The organism is Rhodococcus sp. DMU1, from assembly GCF_012272955.1.
GTDB classification, from domain to species: domain Bacteria; phylum Actinomycetota; class Actinomycetes; order Mycobacteriales; family Mycobacteriaceae; genus Rhodococcus; species Rhodococcus aetherivorans.
In genome coordinates, this window is the sequence record NZ_CP050952.1 from 42,730 (window position 1) to 61,097 (window position 18,368).

At 69.7% G+C, this 18,368-nt stretch carries 12 protein-coding genes and 1 tRNA gene; 5 read left to right on the forward strand and 8 right to left on the reverse strand.

Translation table 11 applies throughout. The features are described 5' to 3' along the window. Positions 1-2: 2 nt before the first annotated feature. The 5 genes from HFP48_RS00215 to HFP48_RS00235 all read right to left on the reverse strand — a co-directional run bounded on the left by HFP48_RS00215 (position 3) and on the right by HFP48_RS00235 (position 6,369). Complete coding sequence (locus tag HFP48_RS00215; RefSeq protein WP_050034268.1) at positions 3-1,487, reverse strand: penicillin-binding protein 2; 1,485 nt, start codon at positions 1,485-1,487, stop codon at positions 3-5. Then, entirely contained in the window at positions 1,484-2,935 is a 1,452-nt protein-coding gene (locus HFP48_RS00220; protein ID WP_029546825.1) for an FtsW/RodA/SpoVE family cell cycle protein, read from the reverse strand. Before HFP48_RS00220 ends, HFP48_RS00215 begins: the two co-directional genes overlap by 4 nt. Further along, positions 2,935-4,386, reverse strand: a complete 1,452-nt coding sequence (locus tag HFP48_RS00225; protein ID WP_029546826.1) for a PP2C family serine/threonine-protein phosphatase — start codon at positions 4,384-4,386, stop codon at positions 2,935-2,937. The genes HFP48_RS00220 and HFP48_RS00225 overlap by 1 nt, the downstream gene beginning before the upstream one ends. Next, positions 4,383-4,847, reverse strand: coding sequence for an FHA domain-containing protein (locus tag HFP48_RS00230; RefSeq protein WP_006942182.1), 465 nt, complete (start codon positions 4,845-4,847; stop codon positions 4,383-4,385). The genes HFP48_RS00225 and HFP48_RS00230 overlap by 4 nt, the downstream gene beginning before the upstream one ends. Positions 4,848-5,007: 160 nt before the next feature. Next, positions 5,008-6,369, reverse strand: coding sequence for an FhaA domain-containing protein (locus HFP48_RS00235; RefSeq protein WP_072633822.1), 1,362 nt, complete (start codon positions 6,367-6,369; stop codon positions 5,008-5,010). A gap of 138 nt (positions 6,370-6,507) precedes the next feature. Between HFP48_RS00235 and HFP48_RS00240 the strand changes: the two genes are divergently transcribed. Then, positions 6,508-6,593 (forward strand) — tRNA-Leu (locus HFP48_RS00240). Positions 6,594-6,876: 283 nt separating this feature from the next. After that, positions 6,877-7,620, forward strand: coding sequence for a methyltransferase domain-containing protein (locus HFP48_RS00245; protein ID WP_082120158.1), 744 nt, complete (start codon positions 6,877-6,879; stop codon positions 7,618-7,620). 211 nt (positions 7,621-7,831) lie between these two features. Here HFP48_RS00245 and HFP48_RS00250 read toward each other — a convergent pair whose 3' ends face one another. The 3 genes from HFP48_RS00250 to HFP48_RS00260 form a co-directional block, all read right to left on the reverse strand. Further along, positions 7,832-8,164, reverse strand: coding sequence for a hypothetical protein (locus tag HFP48_RS00250; protein ID WP_168578833.1), 333 nt, complete (start codon positions 8,162-8,164; stop codon positions 7,832-7,834). Positions 8,165-8,484: 320 nt separating this feature from the next. Further along, positions 8,485-10,131 (reverse strand): acetolactate synthase, encoded by a 1,647-nt coding sequence (locus HFP48_RS00255; protein WP_168578834.1) that lies wholly within the window; start codon positions 10,129-10,131, stop codon positions 8,485-8,487. A gap of 146 nt (positions 10,132-10,277) precedes the next feature. Next, positions 10,278-11,309: an FAD-dependent monooxygenase gene (locus tag HFP48_RS00260; RefSeq protein WP_168578835.1), complete on the reverse strand. Its 1,032-nt coding sequence runs from the start codon at positions 11,307-11,309 to the stop codon at positions 10,278-10,280. 55 nt (positions 11,310-11,364) lie between these two features. Between HFP48_RS00260 and HFP48_RS00265 the strand changes: the two genes are divergently transcribed. The 3 genes from HFP48_RS00265 (at position 11,365) to HFP48_RS00275 (ending at position 18,276) form a co-directional block, all read left to right on the forward strand. Further along, positions 11,365-11,916 (forward strand): TetR family transcriptional regulator, encoded by a 552-nt coding sequence (locus tag HFP48_RS00265; protein ID WP_006942168.1) that lies wholly within the window; start codon positions 11,365-11,367, stop codon positions 11,914-11,916. A 320-nt stretch (positions 11,917-12,236) separates the two neighbouring features. Further along, positions 12,237-16,832: a glutamate synthase large subunit gene (gene gltB, locus HFP48_RS00270; protein ID WP_006942166.1), complete on the forward strand. Its 4,596-nt coding sequence runs from the start codon at positions 12,237-12,239 to the stop codon at positions 16,830-16,832. Beyond that, entirely contained in the window at positions 16,825-18,276 is a 1,452-nt protein-coding gene (locus HFP48_RS00275; protein WP_050034272.1) for a glutamate synthase subunit beta, read from the forward strand. Before gltB ends, HFP48_RS00275 begins: the two co-directional genes overlap by 8 nt. Positions 18,277-18,368 lie beyond the last annotated feature (92 nt).

The following is an 18,368-nucleotide window of genomic DNA, read 5'->3' on the forward strand; positions in this document are numbered from 1 at the left end:
AATCAGCCTCTCTGCATTCCCGCCGCGATCACGGCACGTCCGATCGGCGCGGCAACCGAGCCTCCCGTGGCGGCGAGTGCGCGGTCGCCGCCGTCCTCCACGATGACCGCCACGGCAACTGTTGGCTGCTGGGCGGGCGCAAAGGCGATATACCACGTGTGCGGGGGAGTGTTACGGGGGTCGTCGCCGTGCTCGGCGGTACCGGTCTTCGACGCGATCTGGACCCCCGGGATCTTCCCCTCGCCGCCGGAGAAGTTCTCGGATCCGATCATCAGGTCGGTCAGGGTGGCCGCGACCTGCGGCGACATCGCCTGTCCTGCCGACACCGGCGTGGTCTCCGCCAGCACCGACAGGTCCGGCGACTGCAACTGCGACACCAGATGCGGCTGCATCCGGACGCCGCCGTTGGCGACTGTGGCGGCAATCACGGCGTTCTGCAGCGGGGTGAGTGCGACGTCACGCTGACCGATGCTGGACTGGCCGAGCGCGGCGCCGTCGGGGATCGGCCCGATCGTGCTCGCCGCGACGGGGACGGGGATGTCCACGGACTCGCCGACGCCCAGCGCCTCGGCCTGCTCGGCGAGGGCGTCCTTGCCGGTCTTCAGGCCCATCTCGACGAAGGCGGTGTTGCAGGAGCGGGCGAAGGCCTCGCGCAGGGTGGCGGTGGGGCCGCCGCCGCACGTCGCGCCGCCGTAGTTCTCCAGCGTGGTCGCGGTGTCGGGGAGGGTGATGTTCGGCGCGGCGGTGAACTGGTCGTCGGGAGTGGTGCCCGCGGCGAGGGCCGCGGCGGTCACCACGACCTTGAACGTCGAGCCGGGCGGGTAGGTCTGCGAGATGGCGCGGTTGAGCATGGGCTTGTCGGGGTCGGCGTTGAGTTCCTCCCACGCCTGCGAGGTGGCGGCGCCGTCGTGACCCGAGAGCCGGTTGGGGTCGTAGCTCGGGGTGCTCACCATTGCCAGGATGCGGCCGGTGCTCGGCTCGATGGCCACGACCGAGCCGGTGTAGCCCTTGGACGTGAGCTCGTCGTAGGCCACCTGCTGCATGACCGGGTCGACGGTGGTGACCACGTTCCCGCCGCGCGGGTCCCGCCCGGAGACCAGATCGAAGAAGCGCCGGCCGAACAGTCGGTTGTCGGAGCCGTTGAGGACCTCGTCCTCGGTGCGCTCGAGCCCGGTGCTGCCGTATTGCATCGAGTAGAACCCGGTCACGGGTGCATACGCGAGCGGGCTCATCGGCTGCTCGGGCGCGGCCGGGTAGGTGCGCAGGTACTTGTAGCGGCTGTCGGTGGGGACCGACACCGCCAGGACCTGTCCGCTCGCGGAGATCTGGCCGCGCTGGCGTGAGTACTCGTCGATGAGCACCCGGGAGTTGCGCGGGTCGGTGCGCAGGTCGTCGGCCTTGATGACCTGCACGTAGGTGGCGTTTGCGAGCAGCGCGACGACCATGAACATCACCGCCATCGCGACCTTGCGGAGCGGTGCGTTCATCCGCGCCCCAGCATTTCCGTCGGCGCGTCCGCGATCGGTGGCGGTGCCTTCTTGCGTGGGGCGGCGGGTTCGCGGGCCGCGTTGGAGATCTTCACCAGCAGTGCCAGCAGGAGGTAGTTCGCCAGCAGCGACGAGCCGCCGTAGGACATGAACGGCGTGGTGAGCCCGGTGAGGGGGATCAGCTTGGTGACGCCGCCGACGACGACGAACAACTGGATCGCGATGGTGAACGACAGGCCGGCGGCCAGCAGCTTGCCGAAGCTGTCGCGGACGGCGATCGCGGTGCGCATTCCGCGCATGATCAGGATCAGGAACAGGAGGAGGATGGCGCTGAGGCCGATGAGCCCGAGTTCCTCACCGATCGCGGCGACGATGAAGTCGGTCTTGGCGAACGGCACCTGCGCGGGACGTCCGCTGCCGAGCCCGGTGCCGGCGACGCCGCCGGTGGCGAGACCGAACAGCGACTGCGAGATCTGGTAGCCGGTGTTGTTGTAGTCGGCCAGCGGGTCGAGCCAGGTCTCCACCCGCACCCGCACGTGCCCGAACATCTGGTAGGCGAAGTAGAAGCCGACGACGAGCAGGGCACCGCCGATGAGCAGCCAGCCCACCCGCTCGGTCGCGATGTACAGCATCACCAGCACCGTGCTGAACAGCAGCAGCGACGTGCCGAGGTCCTTCTCGAACACCATGACGCCGATCGAGAGGATCCACGCGGCCAGGATCGGGCCCAGGTCGCGGGCGCGGGGGAAGTCCATGCCGAGCACGTGTTTGCCGGCGGTGGTGAACAGGTCGCGCTTGGCCACCAGCACGGAGGCGAAGAAGATGATGAGCAGGATCTTGGCGAACTCGCCGGGCTGGATGCTGAACCCGGGCAGCCGGATCCAGATCTTGGCGCCGTTGACCTCGGAGAAGCGGGACGGCAGCAGGGCCGGGACCGCGAGGGCGACGAGGCCGATCAGGCCCAGCGTGTAGCTGAACCGGGCGAGGAGCCGGTAGTCGTGCAGCAGCGCGAGCACCGCGACGAAGCCGGCGATGGCGAGCGCCGTCCACAGCACCTGCTGGTTGGCGTCGGGGGAGGGGATCGGCTGCCCGAGGTAGAGCGCGTTCTCCTCGTCGGCGAGGTCGAGCCGGTGGATCAGGACCAGTCCGAGGCCGTTGAGCAGCGCGACGATCGGCAGCAGCAGCGGGTCGGCGTACGGCGCGAACCGGCGCACCGCCAGGTGCGCGGCGAGGAACAGCACCGCATACGTCAGCCCGTACTTGGCCAGATCCAGGGTCACGGTCTGTTCCTGGCTCGCCTCGACCAGCATCAGCGACACCGTGGTGATCGCGATGGCGGCGACGATGAGCAGCAGCTCCGTGCCGCGCCGGGTGGACACGGCGGGAGCCGGGGCGAAACCTCCGGGAGGACTGGGGAAGGAAGCTCCGGGTGCGTGGGACACCGACATCAGGCGCCCACCCGGCAGTTCTGGCCCGGCACCTGCGGAACCGCCGGCGTCGGCTCGGGCGTCGGGGTCGGTGCGGGGGCCGGTGCCGCGGCGGGTGCGGGCTCCGACGCGGGAGCTGCCGGCGGCGTCGTCGGGGCCGGTGCGGGCGCCGGTTCGGGCGCCGGAGCCGGAGCCGGTGCGGGGGCCGGCTGTTCCTCGACGCACACCGGGAGCAGGTCGTTCTCGGCGAGACGGTTCATCTGGGTGCGCGCGTCGTCGAGGGATCCGGAGGGCAGGCCCGCCCGCACCTGCTCGCGGGCGGTCGGCTGCAGGTCGTCGACCAGCATGACGCGGCAGTCGGCCTCCTGTGGGGAGGTCAGGGTCAAGGTTCCGTCGTCGGCGAGGCAGCCGACGAGGGACTGTTCCTGCAGCGAGTAGCCGAGGATGTTGCCGGGTACGCCGCGCAGCACCGTGACGCGGCCGTCGTCGTCGCCGACGTAGTAGTAGCTGCGGATCATCGTGCGGCCCACGGCTGCCCCGGCGACGAGCAGTCCGAGCACCACGACCGCGACGAGCGGCCACCACATCCGGCTGCGCTTGCGCTTGGGCTCGGGTTCGTTCTGCACGACGACGCGCTTGGGCGTGGCCCGCGGCGGACGCATCGCGGCGGCGCGGCCCGCGGCGGTGTTGGGCGGCGGGGTGTCCTCGTCGTCCCCGGACGCGGCGCCGGCGACGATCGGGTGGCTCTGGCCGTAGTCGAGGTCGATGACGTCGGCGACGACGACGGTGACGTTGTCGGGGCCGCCGCTGCGCAGCGCGAGTTCGATGAGCCGGTCGGCGCACTCGTCCTGCGTGCCCTCGCTCAGGGTGTTGGCGATGGTCTCGTCGCTGACGACGTCGGACAGGCCGTCGGAGCAGATGAGGTAGCGGTCGCCGGCGCGCGCCTCGCGCACGGTGAGGGTCGGTTCGACCTCGCTGCCGGTGAGGGCGCGCATGATCAGCGATCGCTGCGGGTGGCTGTGCGCCTGCTCGGGCGTGATGCGGCCCTCGTCGACGAGGGACTGCACGAAGGTGTCGTCGCGGGTGATCTGGGTGAGCTGGCCGTCGCGCAGCAGGTAGGCGCGCGAATCGCCGATGTGGGCGAGGCCGAGCTTGCTGCCGGCGAAGAGGATGGCGGTGAGCGTGGTTCCCATGCCGTCGAGTTCGGGTTCCTCCTCGACCTGATCGGCGATGGCGGCGTTGCCCTCGCGCACGGCGGCGGCGAGCTTGCCGAGCAGGTCCCCGCCGGGTTCGTCGTCGTCGAGGTGGGCGAGCGCCGCGATCATCAGCTGCGAGGCGACCTCGCCGGCGGCGTGGCCCCCCATTCCGTCGGCGAGGGCGAGCAGGCGGGCCCCCGCGTACACGGAATCTTCGTTGTTGGAACGAACCAAGCCGCGGTCGCTGCGGGCGGCGTAACGCAGTACGAGGGTCACGGGCGGAGCTCGATCACGGTCTTCCCGACCCGGACAGGTGTGCCCAGGGGTACGCGGACGGCGGTGGTGACCTTGGCACGGTCCAGGTACGTGCCGTTGGTCGAGCCCAGGTCCTCGACGTACCAGTCCGACCCGCGCGGCGACAGGCGGGCGTGCCGGGTGGAGGCGTAGTCGTCGGTGAGGACGAGGGTCGAGTCGTCGGCCCGGCCGATCAGGACGGGTTGGGTGCCGAGCGTGATGCGGGTGCCCGCAAGCGCGCCCTGGGTCACCACCAGGAACTTCGCGGACTTGCCGCGGCCCAGCGAGGGCAGCACCGACTGGTTGCGCGGCGAGTAACGCGGGACCGGACGCGCGGCACCGGCGTAGATGTCCGACCGCAGCGTGCGCAGGATCGCCCAGATGAACAACCACAGCAGGAGCAGGAACCCCGCCCGGGTCAGCTGCAGAATCAGCCCCTGCACGGCTCGCCCTCCTTCTGCGTATCGGCCCGGTGCGGTGTCGTCCGGTGCGCTGCGGTCACCCACAATACGGACCCCGGGCGACGAGACGCATCGTCCGGCGCGTTGCCGACGCGTCGGATGGGTCTCGTGCCGGTTCCGATCGGGTCTCGGTCCCCGGCGTTCAGAGAATGCGCACCAGGATCTCCGAGTGTCCCGCCCGGATCACGTCGCCGTCGGCGAGCTGCCAGTCCTGCACGGGCGCGCCGTTGACGGTGGTGCCGTTGGTGGAACCGAGATCCGAGAGCATGGCCACCTGCCCGTCCCAGCGAATGTCGATGTGGCGCCGGGAGACACCGGTGTCCGGCAGCCGGAACTGGGCGTCCTGCCCGCGTCCGACGATGTTGCTGCCCTCCCGGAGCTGGTAGTAGCGCCCGCTGCCGTCCTCGAGCTGGAGCGTCGCGGTCAGCACCCGGCCGGCCTGCGGGGGCTGGTACGCGCCGGCGCCGTAGCCCTGATCCGCATAGCCCTGATCCGCGTACCCCTGGTCGGGGTAGCCCTGCTGGCCGTAACCCTGCTCCGCGTAGCCCTGGTCGGGGTAGCCCTGTCCGGCGTAGCCCTGCTGGCCGTAAGCCTGGTCGGCGTAGCCCTGGTCGTAGCCGCCGGGCTGGGCGTACCCGCCCTGGTAGCGGTCGTCGCCGTAGGCCTGCTGCGACGGGTACTGCGGGGAGTAGTCGCGCCCGTAGTCCTGGCTGTACGCCTGTCCGGAGTGGCCGCCGTAGCCCCGCTCCTCGCCGTAGCCCCGGTCCTCGTGGCCGCCGGCCCGGCCGTAGTCCTGCTGGTCGTAGCCGCCGGCGTCGTAACCGCCCTGCTGCTCGCCGCCGTAGGGCGCCTGCGCGGCGGGATACGCCCCGCCGTTCCGCTGGCCCTGCTGGTAGCGCTGATCCTGGCCTACGTGCGCGTGACCGTTCCGCGCGTACTGCGGTTCGGCGCTCTCGGCGGGGTCACGGCTTGGGTCGTAGCCTGGATTCTGCGTCATCGAGCCAACTCCTGGGTCGGGGGTCACGGTTGAACGGTTGTGCGGTGTCCGCGAGGCCGGGGCGCGCACCGGTGAGCGCCCGACGTCGGGGTCGACCGACCCGTGCGTGCGGAACTGCCCGGTGTGCAGTGCCGCCGACGACTCGAATGCGACCTGGATCTGACCGTAGGTCTGCCACCCCTGCTCGCGGATGAAGTCCTCAAGGTGACGCGCGAACGCCTTCACCGTCAAGTCCCGATCCGCGGCGAGGGCTTCGTGATCGGATTCGCTGATCGTGATCACGTACCGGTTGGGAGCCAGCATGTGGCCCCGGTCGAGCTGCTGGACGCCGTCGGTGGCTTCGCGCTGGAGCGCGGCCTCCACTTCCTGCGGAACTACACCGCCACCGAAGACGCGCGCGAACACGTCGCTGACGGCAGCCTGCAGCTTGCGCTCGAATCGCTGCGCGATACCCACGGCGACCCCCTTTCCGGTCTGCGTGTCGCAATGCAGAGCTCGCTTCTGCATGGTATCGACTTTTCGTCCGATCCGGCCCGGTGGAGGGGGCGGCGCTGCCCCGGCGGGCCGGTGCAGCGCCGGCAAAGGGCCTCTGTGCAGGCGAATCGTTGTTCGGCGGGAGGGTGTGTTACTGTTCTCCAGTCGCTCGGGCGAGTGGCGGAATGGCAGACGCGCTGGCTTCAGGTGCCAGTGTCCTTCGGGACGTGGGGGTTCAAGTCCCCCTTCGCCCACCATGAGCAGTTCCACGAACTGCGACGGACGAGGTCACGAACTCGAAAGAGGTCGTGGCCTCGTTTCGTTGATCGATCGGACGGGCGGTCCGATTCGGGTTCGGTCTTCGGCCGTGTTGTCATAGAGCGGTGATGACCCTGACACAGCCCTGGTGGCCGTACTTCTAGCGGCCTTGTCGACTGTGTTGTCCGGCCGCCTTCTCCGCGGTCGGTGACGCTCACTTTCCTGTACGACGGTGATACCGGTCGGCGGGTGAGGTGGCCTCGATCCGAGAGGAACCACCCCGTGACCCACGACATCGATACCGCACCCACGACAGGTATCGGCGAGATGCTGATCAGCTCCCGTTCACTGGACGAGTACCGGTCGATGTTCAATCTCACCGACGAGGACCTGTCCCGCACAATCCTGGACTGTCCGGGTGGCGCCGCGGGGTTCACCAGCGCAGTGAACCGCCTCGGCGGTGACGTGACCGCATGCGATATGGCCTATTTCGACCGTGAGACCGAACAACTCGCCGTCGTTGCGGTAGCTGAAACCGATCGTGGTAACCGGTACATCCGAGCCCACGCCGAACATTACGACTGGACGTTCTTCGCCGATCCCGACGAGCATGCACGCGTGCGTCGGCAGGCAGTCGAGGAATTCGCCGCAGATATCCGCCGGCATCCGCGCCGCTACGTTGCCGGGCGGTTGCCGTCCTTGCCGTTCCCCGATGCCGCTTTCGATCTCGTGCTCAGCTCGCACCTGCTGTTCAGCTATTCCGACCGCCTTGATCACACCTTCCACCTCGACGCGATCCGGGAACTGATGCGTGTCGCCCGCGGTGAACTGCGGGTCTTTCCGCTCGTGGTCTCGGGTTCCTCGGTTCGCTATCCCCGCGTGGACGAGCTGCTCACCGACCTTCGGAACCACGACATCGCCGGTGAAGTCGTCGAGGTCGACTACCGGTTCCAAAGGGGCGCTCACCACATGCTGGTGTGCCGCCACATCACCTCGCATGCTCCGGAAGCTGCAGGTTCGGCCTGAGAGGGACTCGCGTCTCGGGTCAGGAAGTCCGCAAGGGTGGCCCTCGCCGAGCAGGACGGGTAATGCTCCGGAGAACTCAGGGAAAAGCTCTGGAACGTCTCTGCAGAAAGTGCTGCCGACCAGGTATTGCGAACCGCACACCATCACCTCGGGCCCCCGATCCATACGGATCGGGGGCCCGAGTCGTTGTCCGGTCGCTCGGCGCGCCCGCTCAGGAGCCGGAGCCGGCGAAGCGCGTCCGCAGGTTCGCGATCATGCAGTGCAGTTCCCGCTGGGTCTCGCGCAGCCGCCGGGCCTCCGCCTCGTATCGCTGTGCGGCGGCGACGGAGCCGCTGCCGCGTTCGATCCGCGCGCAGGTCTCGGCGGTCGTGAGTGCCGCGGCGACGCTGTCGTTCTCGCGGTGGAGGATGCCGAGGAACACCTGGCCCTGATGGGCGTCGGCGACGGTGTGCTCGTCGCCGGCCGCCGCGAGGTCGACGAGGTTCGTCGCGCCCCCTCGCGCGGGCCGGGCGGTCGTGCGGGCTGCCGTGCGGGTCGTGCTCATGGCGAGCAGTCTGGCACGTACCCGCGTCCTGCATGCAGGATGCACGGACTGTTTTGCCCGACTCGGGACGTTTGCCCAGATGGTTGAGTGTTCAATCAGTTGCCCTGTGACGGACATCTCCGCGCATCCGCGTCCGGGGACGGTTCCCGGGGCTGAACAGGGCCAAACCTGATGTGACTCACTTCACGGAACTTTTGTTTCCGTACCCTAACCACCCCCTGTTACCCTTTCGATACCGCTGACCGCAGCTGATTTAATCGCTGCGGTCAGTTGTTATTTATGGGGTTTTTACGTTCGCGTGCTAGGTGATCCGGCCGCTCTCAGATTCCTGTGGTGCCCCGCGGATACGCCGCCGTGACGTCCGTCAGCACGTTCACCAGATACGGCACCCCGGACGCGAAGGCCCGGTCCAGCGCCGGACCGAGCTCCCGCGGATCCGTCACCAGCTCACCGCCCGCCCCGAGAGCGGTCGCGACCAGGTCGTACCGCGTGCCCGGCGCCAGGTCGGCTGCCACGTCGTACCCGTACAGCAGCTGCATCGGTCCCTTCTCGAGTCCCCACGCCGAGTTGTTGCCCACCACGATCACCACGGGCAGCTCGTGCCGCACGAGGGTGTCGATGTCCATCAGCGACAGACCGGCAGCACCGTCGCCGAGCAGCAGCACCACCTGACTCGACGGCCGCGCCACCCGCGCCGCGACGGCCGCGCCGAGCCCGGCGCCGAGACAGCCGTACGGCCCCGGATCGAGCCACTGCCCGGGCCGCTTCGGCTCGACGAACTTGCCCGCGAACGACACGAAGTCACCGCCGTCGCCGATGACCACGGCGTCTTCGGCCAGCCGCGGCAGCAGTTCGCCGTAGATCCGGGCCGGGTGGATCGGATCGGCCTCGGCGGCCAGCAGGGCGGCGTCGCGCGCCGCGGCGGCAGTTACTTCGTCGCGCAGTCCGGTCACCCAGACGTCCGTGTCCGGGCGCGACGACAGCGCCGACAGGATGCCGTCGAGGCACGCCGTGAGGTCGCCGGACACCGAGCCGGCGAGTTCGGCGTGTGCCGACACCTGACCGGGGGAGTCGGCCACGTGCACCACCCGGGCCGCGGGCGCGCCGTCGCGCCCACCGAACCGGCCGTAGCCGAGGCGGAAGTCCAGTGGGGTGCCCACGACGATCGCCAGGTCGCAGGTCCCCACCGCGGTGCCGCGGGCCTTGGTGACGAGGAGGGGATGGCCACCCGGGACCACCCCGCGGCCCATGCCGTTGGTGATCACCGGGATGCCGGCCTCGTCGACGAACCGCAGTGCCGCCTCCTCGGCGTGATCGGCCCACACGTCGGTACCCAGCACCAGCAGCGGCCGCCGTGCCCCGGCGAGCAGGGCGGCGATCTCCGCCAGCGACTCGGAGTCGGGCTCGAGCCGGACCGCGGCCGGCGGCGACGGACGCGGCAGGGTGGCACGGCCGAACAGTTCGTCCATCGGCACGTCCACGAACGCCGGCCCCCGGTGCGACGTGCGGGCCGCCGTGAACGCCTCGTCGACCAGCGGGCCGACGCGATCCACGGTCGCCGCCGTCTCGGACAGCTTCGTGACGGTGGACAGCAGCGGCGGCTGGTCGAGTTCCTGCAGGCTGCCCGTGCCCCAGCGGGCGTTGGGTGCGCGGCCGCCGAGCACCACCAGCGGCGACCCCGCGAAGTACGCCTGGGTGACGGCACTGACGCCGTTCGTCACGCCCGGCCCGGCGGTGAGCACGGCCAGCCCGGGATGCCGCAGGAGCTTGCCGGTGGCCTCGGCGGCGAACACCGCGGTCTGCTCGTGGCGCACGTCGATCAGCCGCATGCGTGCTTCACCCTTGACCGCGGCGTCGTACAGCGGGAACACGTGCGCGCCGGAGAGGGTGAACATCGTCTCGACGCCGTGGGAGCGGGCCACCGCCGCGGCGTGATCGCCGCCGTGCCCCTCGAGGTCCGGGCTCATGGCGCGAAGGGTACGGCCGAGGGCACTGCCGTGGGGCGGGTTCGGGGGAACACGAGCGTGGTCGCCGGGCCGGGGGTCCGGGGCGGAGGCCGGCTTCCGATCGAAAGTTGTTGTAGTACAGCTGGAAAGACACACCGGTGGATGCGTCACGCCCCTCGCCGGGTCGCGAGGCCGACCACGGCGTCGCGCAGGCCCGTCCAGTGCTCGGCGGTGGTCACCCGGCTCGCCGCGTACGACGCCCGCACGAGAAGCCGGGTGGCGCGTCGCCGGGCCCGGTCGTACCGGCCGAGCGCGTCGCGCACGTCGAACCGGGCGAGCAGATCCGCGAGGGTGGCCGCGTCGACGATCGCCTCGCAGGCACCGCGGCCGAGGTTGGGGGTCATGGCATGGGCGGCGTCGCCGAGCAGTGCGACGTTGCCGCGCACGTACGACGGCAGCGGCGGGGACTGGTAGATCTCGTGGTGGAGCACCGTCGCCGGATCCAGGCGGTTCAGCACGTCGCGCACGGCCGGATGCCAGTCGCCGAACCGGGCGACGAGGTCGTCGACGCTGCCGGTGGTGCCGGCCGGCGCGCGGACGGCGGCGAACCAGTTGATCAGGCCGCCCTCGCGGGGCGTGATGCCGAACAGCGCACCCGCCCCCCACGTCTCGGTCGCGGTGTCCACGGTGCCGTCCACCCAGCCGCGCCACGCCGCGATGCCGGCGTGGACGGGCCGGTGGTCCGGGCCGAAGAGGGCGTCACGGGTCGGACTGCCCAGGCCGTCCGCGCCGATCACGATGTCGTAGCCGGCGAGCTCGGTCAGCGGCGGAGCGGGCCGGCCGAGCCGTACCGCCTCGTCGGGCAGGCCCGCGGCGAGCAGGCCCAGCAGGGCCGGCCGGGAGAGCAGTACGGCGGGACGCCGGGTGCGAAACCGTGCGAGCTCGCGGCCGTCGGGCCGCATGATCGCGCCGCGGTCCAGTGCGACGCCGAGCCGCTCGACGCCGCCGCCGAGCCCTGCCGAGGCGAGTGCGTCGAGCGCGGCCGGCCACATTCCCAGGGCCGTCCCGGTGGGCGGCAGCGCGGGGGAGCGCTCGAACACGTCGACGTGCCAGCCCCGCCGGATCAGTGCATTCGCTGCGGTGAGCCCGCCGATGCCCCCGCCGAGGATCGCGGCCTTGCCGCCGTTGTTCCTGGTCATGAAGTCAAGGTACTACGGATGTAGTGTCATGTCACTACTGTTGTAGTGTCGAGATGTGACCGACAAGCGCGCAGCGGTGCTCGACGCCGCGATCGACCTGCTCGGCCGGGAAGGGTTGCGCGGGCTCACTCATCGCGGGGTGGACGCGGCCGCCGGCGTGCCGGCCGGTTCCACGTCGAACTACTTCCGCACCCGCCGGGCCCTGCTCGAGGGCGTCCTCGACCGCCTCGTCGAGCGCGACCGGGCCGACGTCGCCGTCCTCGGCGGCGGAAACCTCCCGCGCACCGAGGAGGAGCTCGTCGACATGCTCGCCGGGTACGTGATGTTCGCGACAGGCCCCGATGCCGTACGTACCCGCGCCCGGTTCGCGCTGTTCGTCGAGGCCACCGCCTCGCCGTCGCTGCGACGGTCCGTGCAGCGACGCCGCGACGAACTGCGGGGCATGGGTCTGGCGGTGCTCGCCGCCCTCGGATCCTCGGATCCCGTCGCCGGGGCGCGCGTGCTCACCGACCACCTCGACGGGATGATCCTACACCGTCTGACCTCGGACGATGTGGATCTCGACCCGCGCGACGACCTCCGCCGGATGGTGCGCGCGCTGCGGTGACGAGGCGCGCCGCCCGGTCGTGCGTCAACCGCGTGTTAACGGGCGGTCACCGGCTCGTTAGGGATGGATAGGATAGCCTTGGTTGCGTCGTCCCCCGGCGGCTGACATATCGTTGTACGCAACACGGTGGACACACGACGTCCAAGCCGACCGGGAGGTCCGGCCCGAGCTGCCGAAAATTGGCACCCGCATCGTCGCGGAAGGGCGGATACTGAACGGTGATCGGTGCCGATCCACCACGTGTCGGTACTTGCTCACGCAAGTAGATGGCCATCAGCGCTGCTGGTCGTCGCTGCAATCTAACGCAACGAAGGCTAGGTATGAAGCATCTTCCCGGGCCGCAAGGGCTCTACCACCCGGCGAACGAGCACGACGCCTGTGGTGTCGCATTCGTCGTCGACATGCATGGTCGCCGCAGCCGGGACATCGTGGAGAAGGCGATCACCGCTCTGGTGAACCTCGAGCACCGCGGCGCGGCGGGCTCCGAGTCGAACACCGGCGACGGTGCCGGCATTCTCATCCAGGTCCCGGACCGCTACCTCCGTGAGGTCGTCGACTTCGACCTGCCGCCGATCGGCTTCTACGCCACCGGCATCGCCTTCCTGCCGCAGGACGAGAAGGCCGCCGACGAGGCCGTCGCCGCGGTCGACGCGATCGTCGCCGAGGAGGGCCTGCAGGTCCTCGGCTGGCGCGAGGTTCCCGTCGACCCCTCCGACCTGGGAACGCTGGCCCGGCAGGCGATGCCGAGCTTCCGCCAGATCTTCATCACCTCGCCCGACCGGACCCTCGGTGGCCTGGAGCTCGAGCGGCGGGCCTACGTGGTCCGCAAGCGCACCGAGCACGAGCTCGGCCGCGAGGGCGCCGGCCAGGACGGCCCCGGCAGCGAGACGGTGTACTTCCCGAGCCTGTCGGCGTCGACCTTCGTCTACAAGGGCATGCTCACCACGCCGCAGCTCGAGGGCTTCTACCGCGATCTGCAGGACGAGCGCGTCGAATCGGCGCTGGGCCTGGTGCACTCGCGCTTCTCCACCAACACCTTCCCGTCGTGGCCGCTGGCGCACCCGTTCCGCCGTGTCGCCCACAACGGCGAGATCAACACCGTCACCGGCAACGCCAACTGGATGCGTGCCCGCGAGGCGCTCATCGACTCCGACGTGTTCGGCGGCCGCGAGAAGCTCGAGAAGATCTTCCCGGTCTGCACCGAGGGCGCGTCCGACACGGCCCGCTTCGACGAGGTGCTCGAACTCCTGCACCTCGGCGGCCGCAGCCTGCCGCACGCCGTGCTCATGATGATCCCCGAGGCGTGGGAGCGGCACGAGTCCATGGACCCGGCCCGTCGCGCGTTCTACGAGTACCACGCGGCGCTCATGGAGCCGTGGGACGGCCCGGCGTCGGTGTGCTTCACCGACGGCACCGTCGTCGGCGCGGTCCTCGACCGCAACGGCCTGCGCCCGTCGCGCGTGTGGGTCACCGACGACGGCCTCGTGATCATGGCCTCCGAGGTGGGCGTGCTCGACATCGAACCGCAGAAGGTCGTGCGCAAGCTGCGCATGCAGCCCGGTCGCATGTTCCTCGTCGACACCTCGCAGGGCCGCATCATCGACGACGAGGAGATCAAGAGCGCCCTCGCCGCCGAGCACCCCTACCAGGAGTGGATCGACCAGGGCATCGCCCGGCTCGAGGATCTGCCCGAGAGCAAGTACACCTACATGTCGCACGAGCGGGTCGTGTTGCGGCAGCAGGTGTTCGGGTACACCAGCGAGGAGGTCAACCTCCTGGTCAAGCCGATGGCCGCGACCGGCGGCGAGGCGCTCGGCTCGATGGGCACCGACACCCCCATCGCCGTGCTCTCCGCGCGTCCGCGAATGCTGTTCGACTACTTCTCGCAGCTGTTCGCGCAGGTCACCAACCCGCCGCTCGACGCCATCCGGGAGGAGGTCGTCACGAGCCTGGGCGGCATGCTCGGGCCCGAGGGCGACCTGCTGAACCCGACCGCCGACTCGTGCCGGCAGATCCTCGTCTCCGCGCCGGTCATCGACAACGACGACCTGCAGAAGCTGATCCACGTCAACGACGACGGCAAGTTCCCCGGCTTCAACAGCGTCATCATCCGCGGCCTGTACCCCGTCGCCGAGGGCGGCGAGGGTCTGCGCCGCGCGCTCGAGAACATCCGCGGCGAGGTCTCCGAGGCCATCGAGAAGGGCGCGCGCCTGATCCTGCTGTCGGACCGCGAGTCCGACGAGAACCTCGCGCCGATCCCGTCGCTGCTGCTCACCTCCGCGGTGCACCACCACCTCGTCCGCGAGAAGACCCGCACCAAGGTGGGCCTGCTCGTCGAGGCCGGCGACGCCCGCGAGGTGCACCACATCGCCGCGCTGTGCGGTTTCGGTGCGGCCGTGGTCAATCCGTACATGGCCTTCGAGACCATCGACGAGCTGCTGCAGAACGGCGACCTGCCGGACGGCATCACCCTCGACAAGGCCCTCGCGAACTACATCAAGGCCGCCTCGAAGGGCGTGCTCAAGGTGATGTCCAAGATGGGCATCTCCACGCTCGCCTCCTACACCGGTGCGCAGCTGTTCCAGGTGATCGGCCTCTCGCAGGAGGTCGTCGACGAGTACTTCACCGGGATGCAGTCGCAGCTCGGCGGAATCGGCCTCGACGAGATCGCCCAGGACGTCGCCGCCCGGCACTCCCTCGCCTTCATGGACCGTCCGTCGGAGCACGCCCACCGCGAGCTCGAGGTCGGCGGTGAGTACCAGTGGCGCCGCGAGGGTGAGTTCCACCTGTTCAACCCGGACACGGTGTTCAAGCTCCAGCACGCCACCCGCACCGGGCAGTACTCGATCTTCAAGGAGTACACCAGGCTGGTCGACGACCAGTCGGAGCGGCTCGCGTCGCTGCGTGGCCTGTTCGAGTTCCGCAAGGGTGCCCGCCCGGCGGTGCCGCTCGAGGAGGTCGAGCCGGCGAGCGAGATCGTCAAGCGGTTCTCCACGGGTGCGATGAGCTACGGCTCGATCTCCGCGGAGGCGCACGAGACCCTCGCGATCGCGATGAACCGCCTCGGCGCCCGCTCGAACTCCGGTGAGGGCGGCGAGCATCCGGACCGCTTCACCCCGGACGCGAACGGCGACTGGCGTCGCTCGGCGATCAAGCAGGTCGCCTCCGGCCGGTTCGGTGTCACCGCGCACTACCTGACGAACTGCACCGACATCCAGATCAAGATGGCGCAGGGCGCCAAGCCGGGTGAGGGTGGTCAGCTGCCCCCGCACAAGGTGTACCCGTGGGTCGCCGAGGTGCGTGGTTCGACGCCGGGCGTGGGCCTGATCTCGCCGCCGCCGCACCACGACATCTACTCGATCGAGGATCTCGCGCAGCTGATCCACGACCTGAAGAACGCCAACCCGCAGGCCCGCATCCACGTGAAGCTGGTCTCCGAGATCGGTGTCGGCACCGTCGCCGCGGGTGTGTCGAAGGCCCACGCCGATGTGGTGCTGATCTCCGGTCACGACGGTGGCACCGGCGCCTCCCCGCTGACCTCGCTCAAGCACGCGGGTGCGCCGTGGGAGCTCGGCCTCGCCGAGACGCAGCAGACGCTGCTGCTCAACGGTCTGCGCGACCGCATCGTCGTGCAGGTGGACGGGCAGATGAAGACCGGCCGCGACGTGGTCATCGCCGCCCTGCTCGGCGGTGAGGAGTTCGGCTTCGCCACCGCTCCGCTGGTGGTGTCCGGCTGCATCATGATGCGCGTGTGCCATCTCGACACCTGCCCGGTGGGCGTGGCGACGCAGAACCCGGTGCTGCGCAAGCGGTTCACCGGCAAGCCGGAGTTCGTCGAGAACTTCATGCTCTACATCGCCGAGGAGGTGCGCGAGTACCTGGCCGAGCTGGGCTTCCGCTCCCTCGACGAGGCGATCGGCCGGGTCGACATGCTCGACACCACCAAGGCCGTCGACCACTACCGTGCCTCGAAGCTGGACCTGTCGCCGCTGCTGGAGCAGACCCGTTCGCCGATCTTCTGCGAGCAGGACCTGCACTGCACCAAGGAGCAGGACCACGCCCTGGACAAGGCGCTCGACAACGAGCTCATCACGCAGGCGAGGCCGGCGCTCGAGTCGGGTACGCCGGTGACGATCGAGACCAAGATCGCCAACGTCAACCGCACCGTCGGCACCATGCTCGGCCACGAGCTCACCAAGGTGTACGGCGGGGAGGGCTTGCCGGACAACACGATCGACATCACCTTCACCGGTTCGGCCGGCAACAGCTTCGGCGCGTTCGTGCCCAAGGGCATCACGCTGCGGCTGTTCGGCGACGCCAACGACTTCGTCGGAAAGGGCCTGTCCGGTGGCCGGATCGTCGTCCGCCCGCCGCTGAACGCGGCGCCGGGCTTCGTCGCCGAGGACAACATCGTCGCCGGCAACGTGATCCTGTTCGGTGCCACCAGTGGCGAGGCTCTCATCCGCGGCGTGGCGGGTGAGCGGTTCGCCGTGCGTAACTCGGGTGCCACGGCCGTCGTCGAAGGCGTCGGCGACCACGGCTGCGAGTACATGACCGGTGGCAAGGTGGTCATCCTGGGCAAGACCGGCCGCAATTTCGGCGCCGGCATGTCCGGGGGTGTCGCGTTCGTGTACAACCCCGATCGCGACTTCGAGGACAACCTGAACACCGAGCTGGTCGATCTCGAGGACCTCGAGGGCGAGGACTTCCTCTGGCTCAAGGGCGCCATCGAGCGCCATCGTGACGAGACGGGCTCCGAGGTTGCAGCCCGCATTCTGGCCGACTGGTCGCAGCAGGTCAGTCACTTCGCGAAGGTCATGCCTCGCGATTACAAGAAGGTACTCATGGCAATCAAGGACGCCGAGATTCGAGGCGCGAACGTGGACGAGGCGATCATGGAGGCGGCTCGTGGCTGATCCGACCGGTTTCCTCAAGCACGGCTCGCGCGAAACCCCTGTGCGCCGGCCGGTTCCGCTGCGGCTGCTCGACTGGAAGGAGGTGTACGAGCCGTTCCCGCTCGACACCCTCCAGGTCCAGGCCAGCCGCTGCATGGACTGCGGTATCCCGTTCTGCCACAACGGTTGTCCCCTCGGGAACCTGATTCCCGAGTGGAACGACCTGGCCTACAAGGGTAAGTGGAACGACGGCATCGAGCGCCTGCACGCCACCAACAACTTTCCGGAGTTCACCGGCCGGCTGTGCCCCGCACCGTGTGAGGCCTCCTGCGTCCTGGGCATCAACCAGGACCCGGTGACCATCAAGCAGGTCGAGGTCGAGCTCATCGAGAAGGCCTTCGACGAGGGCTGGGTCGCGCCGGTCATGCCGTCGAAGCTGACCGGCAAGAAGGTCGCGGTCGTCGGCTCCGGTCCGGCGGGTCTGGCTGCAGCGCAGCAGCTCACCCGCGCCGGCCACGCGGTGACCGTGTTCGAGCGCGAGGACCGCATCGGTGGTCTGCTGCGCTACGGCATCCCCGAGTTCAAGATGGAGAAGGCAGTCATCGACCGCCGCCTCACGCAGATGGAGGCCGAGGGCACCGTCTTCAAGGCGGGCGTCAACGTCGGTGTCGACATCACCGCCGACGAGCTGCGCGAGCAGTTCGACGCGGTCGTGCTCGCCGGTGGCGCCACCGAGGCCCGTGACCTGCCGATCCCCGGTCGTGAGCTCGACGGCATCCACCAGGCGATGGAGTTCCTGCCGATCGCCAACCGCGTGCAGCTCGGCGACCTGCCGGAGCCGACCATCACGGCGAAGGGCAAGAAGGTCGTCATCATCGGTGGCGGTGACACCGGCGCCGACTGCCTCGGCACCTCGCACCGTCAGGGCGCGGCCAGCGTGCACCAGTTCGAGATCATGCCGCGTCCGCCGGAGCAGCGCGCCGAGTCGACCCCGTGGCCGACCTACCCGCTGATGTACCGCGTGTCCTCCGCGCACGAGGAGGGCGGCGAGCGCGTGTTCTCCGTCAACACCGAGCAGTTCGTCGGCAAGGACGGCAAGGTCGCCGCCCTGAAGGCGCACGAGGTGAAGATGGTGAACGGCCGCTTCGAGAAGGTCGAGGGCACCGACTTCGAACTCGAGGCCGACCTGGTGCTGCTCGCCATGGGCTTCGTCGGCCCCGAGAAGCCGGGCCTGCTCACCGACCTCGGCGTGGACCTGAACGAGCGCGGCAACGTCGCCCGCTCGACGGAGTGGGCCACCAACGTCGACGGCGTCTTCGTCGCCGGCGACATGGGCCGTGGTCAGTCGCTCATCGTGTGGGCCATCGCGGAGGGTCGTTCCTGCGCGGCGGCGGTCGATCGGTACCTCGAGGGTGCAACGGTGCTCCCTTCGCCGATCACCACCACCACGATGCCGCAGCGCTGAGCGCTGAGGTAGCAGAACCCACGACGGGCGCGCCCACCGGAAATCCGGTGGGCGCGCCCGTCCCGTTTCGTCCGTTCGGGACGGTTCGCGCG

Bases quoted from the DNA above. Each gene is read 5' to 3' on its own strand.
- HFP48_RS00220 (WP_029546825.1), bottom strand. From the start codon at position 2,935: ATGTCGGTGTCCCACGCACCCGGAGCTTCCTTCCCCAGTCCTCCCGGA.
- HFP48_RS00235 (WP_072633822.1), bottom strand. From the start codon at position 6,369: ATGCAGAAGCGAGCTCTGCATTGCGACACGCAGACCGGAAAGGGGGTC.
- HFP48_RS00250 (WP_168578833.1), bottom strand. From the start codon at position 8,164: ATGAGCACGACCCGCACGGCAGCCCGCACGACCGCCCGGCCCGCGCGA.
- HFP48_RS00215 (WP_050034268.1), bottom strand. From the start codon at position 1,487: ATGAACGCACCGCTCCGCAAGGTCGCGATGGCGGTGATGTTCATGGTC.
- HFP48_RS00260 (WP_168578835.1), bottom strand. From the start codon at position 11,309: ATGACCAGGAACAACGGCGGCAAGGCCGCGATCCTCGGCGGGGGCATC.
- HFP48_RS00255 (WP_168578834.1), bottom strand. From the start codon at position 10,131: ATGAGCCCGGACCTCGAGGGGCACGGCGGCGATCACGCCGCGGCGGTG.
- gltB (WP_006942166.1), top strand. From the start codon at position 12,237: ATGAAGCATCTTCCCGGGCCGCAAGGGCTCTACCACCCGGCGAACGAG.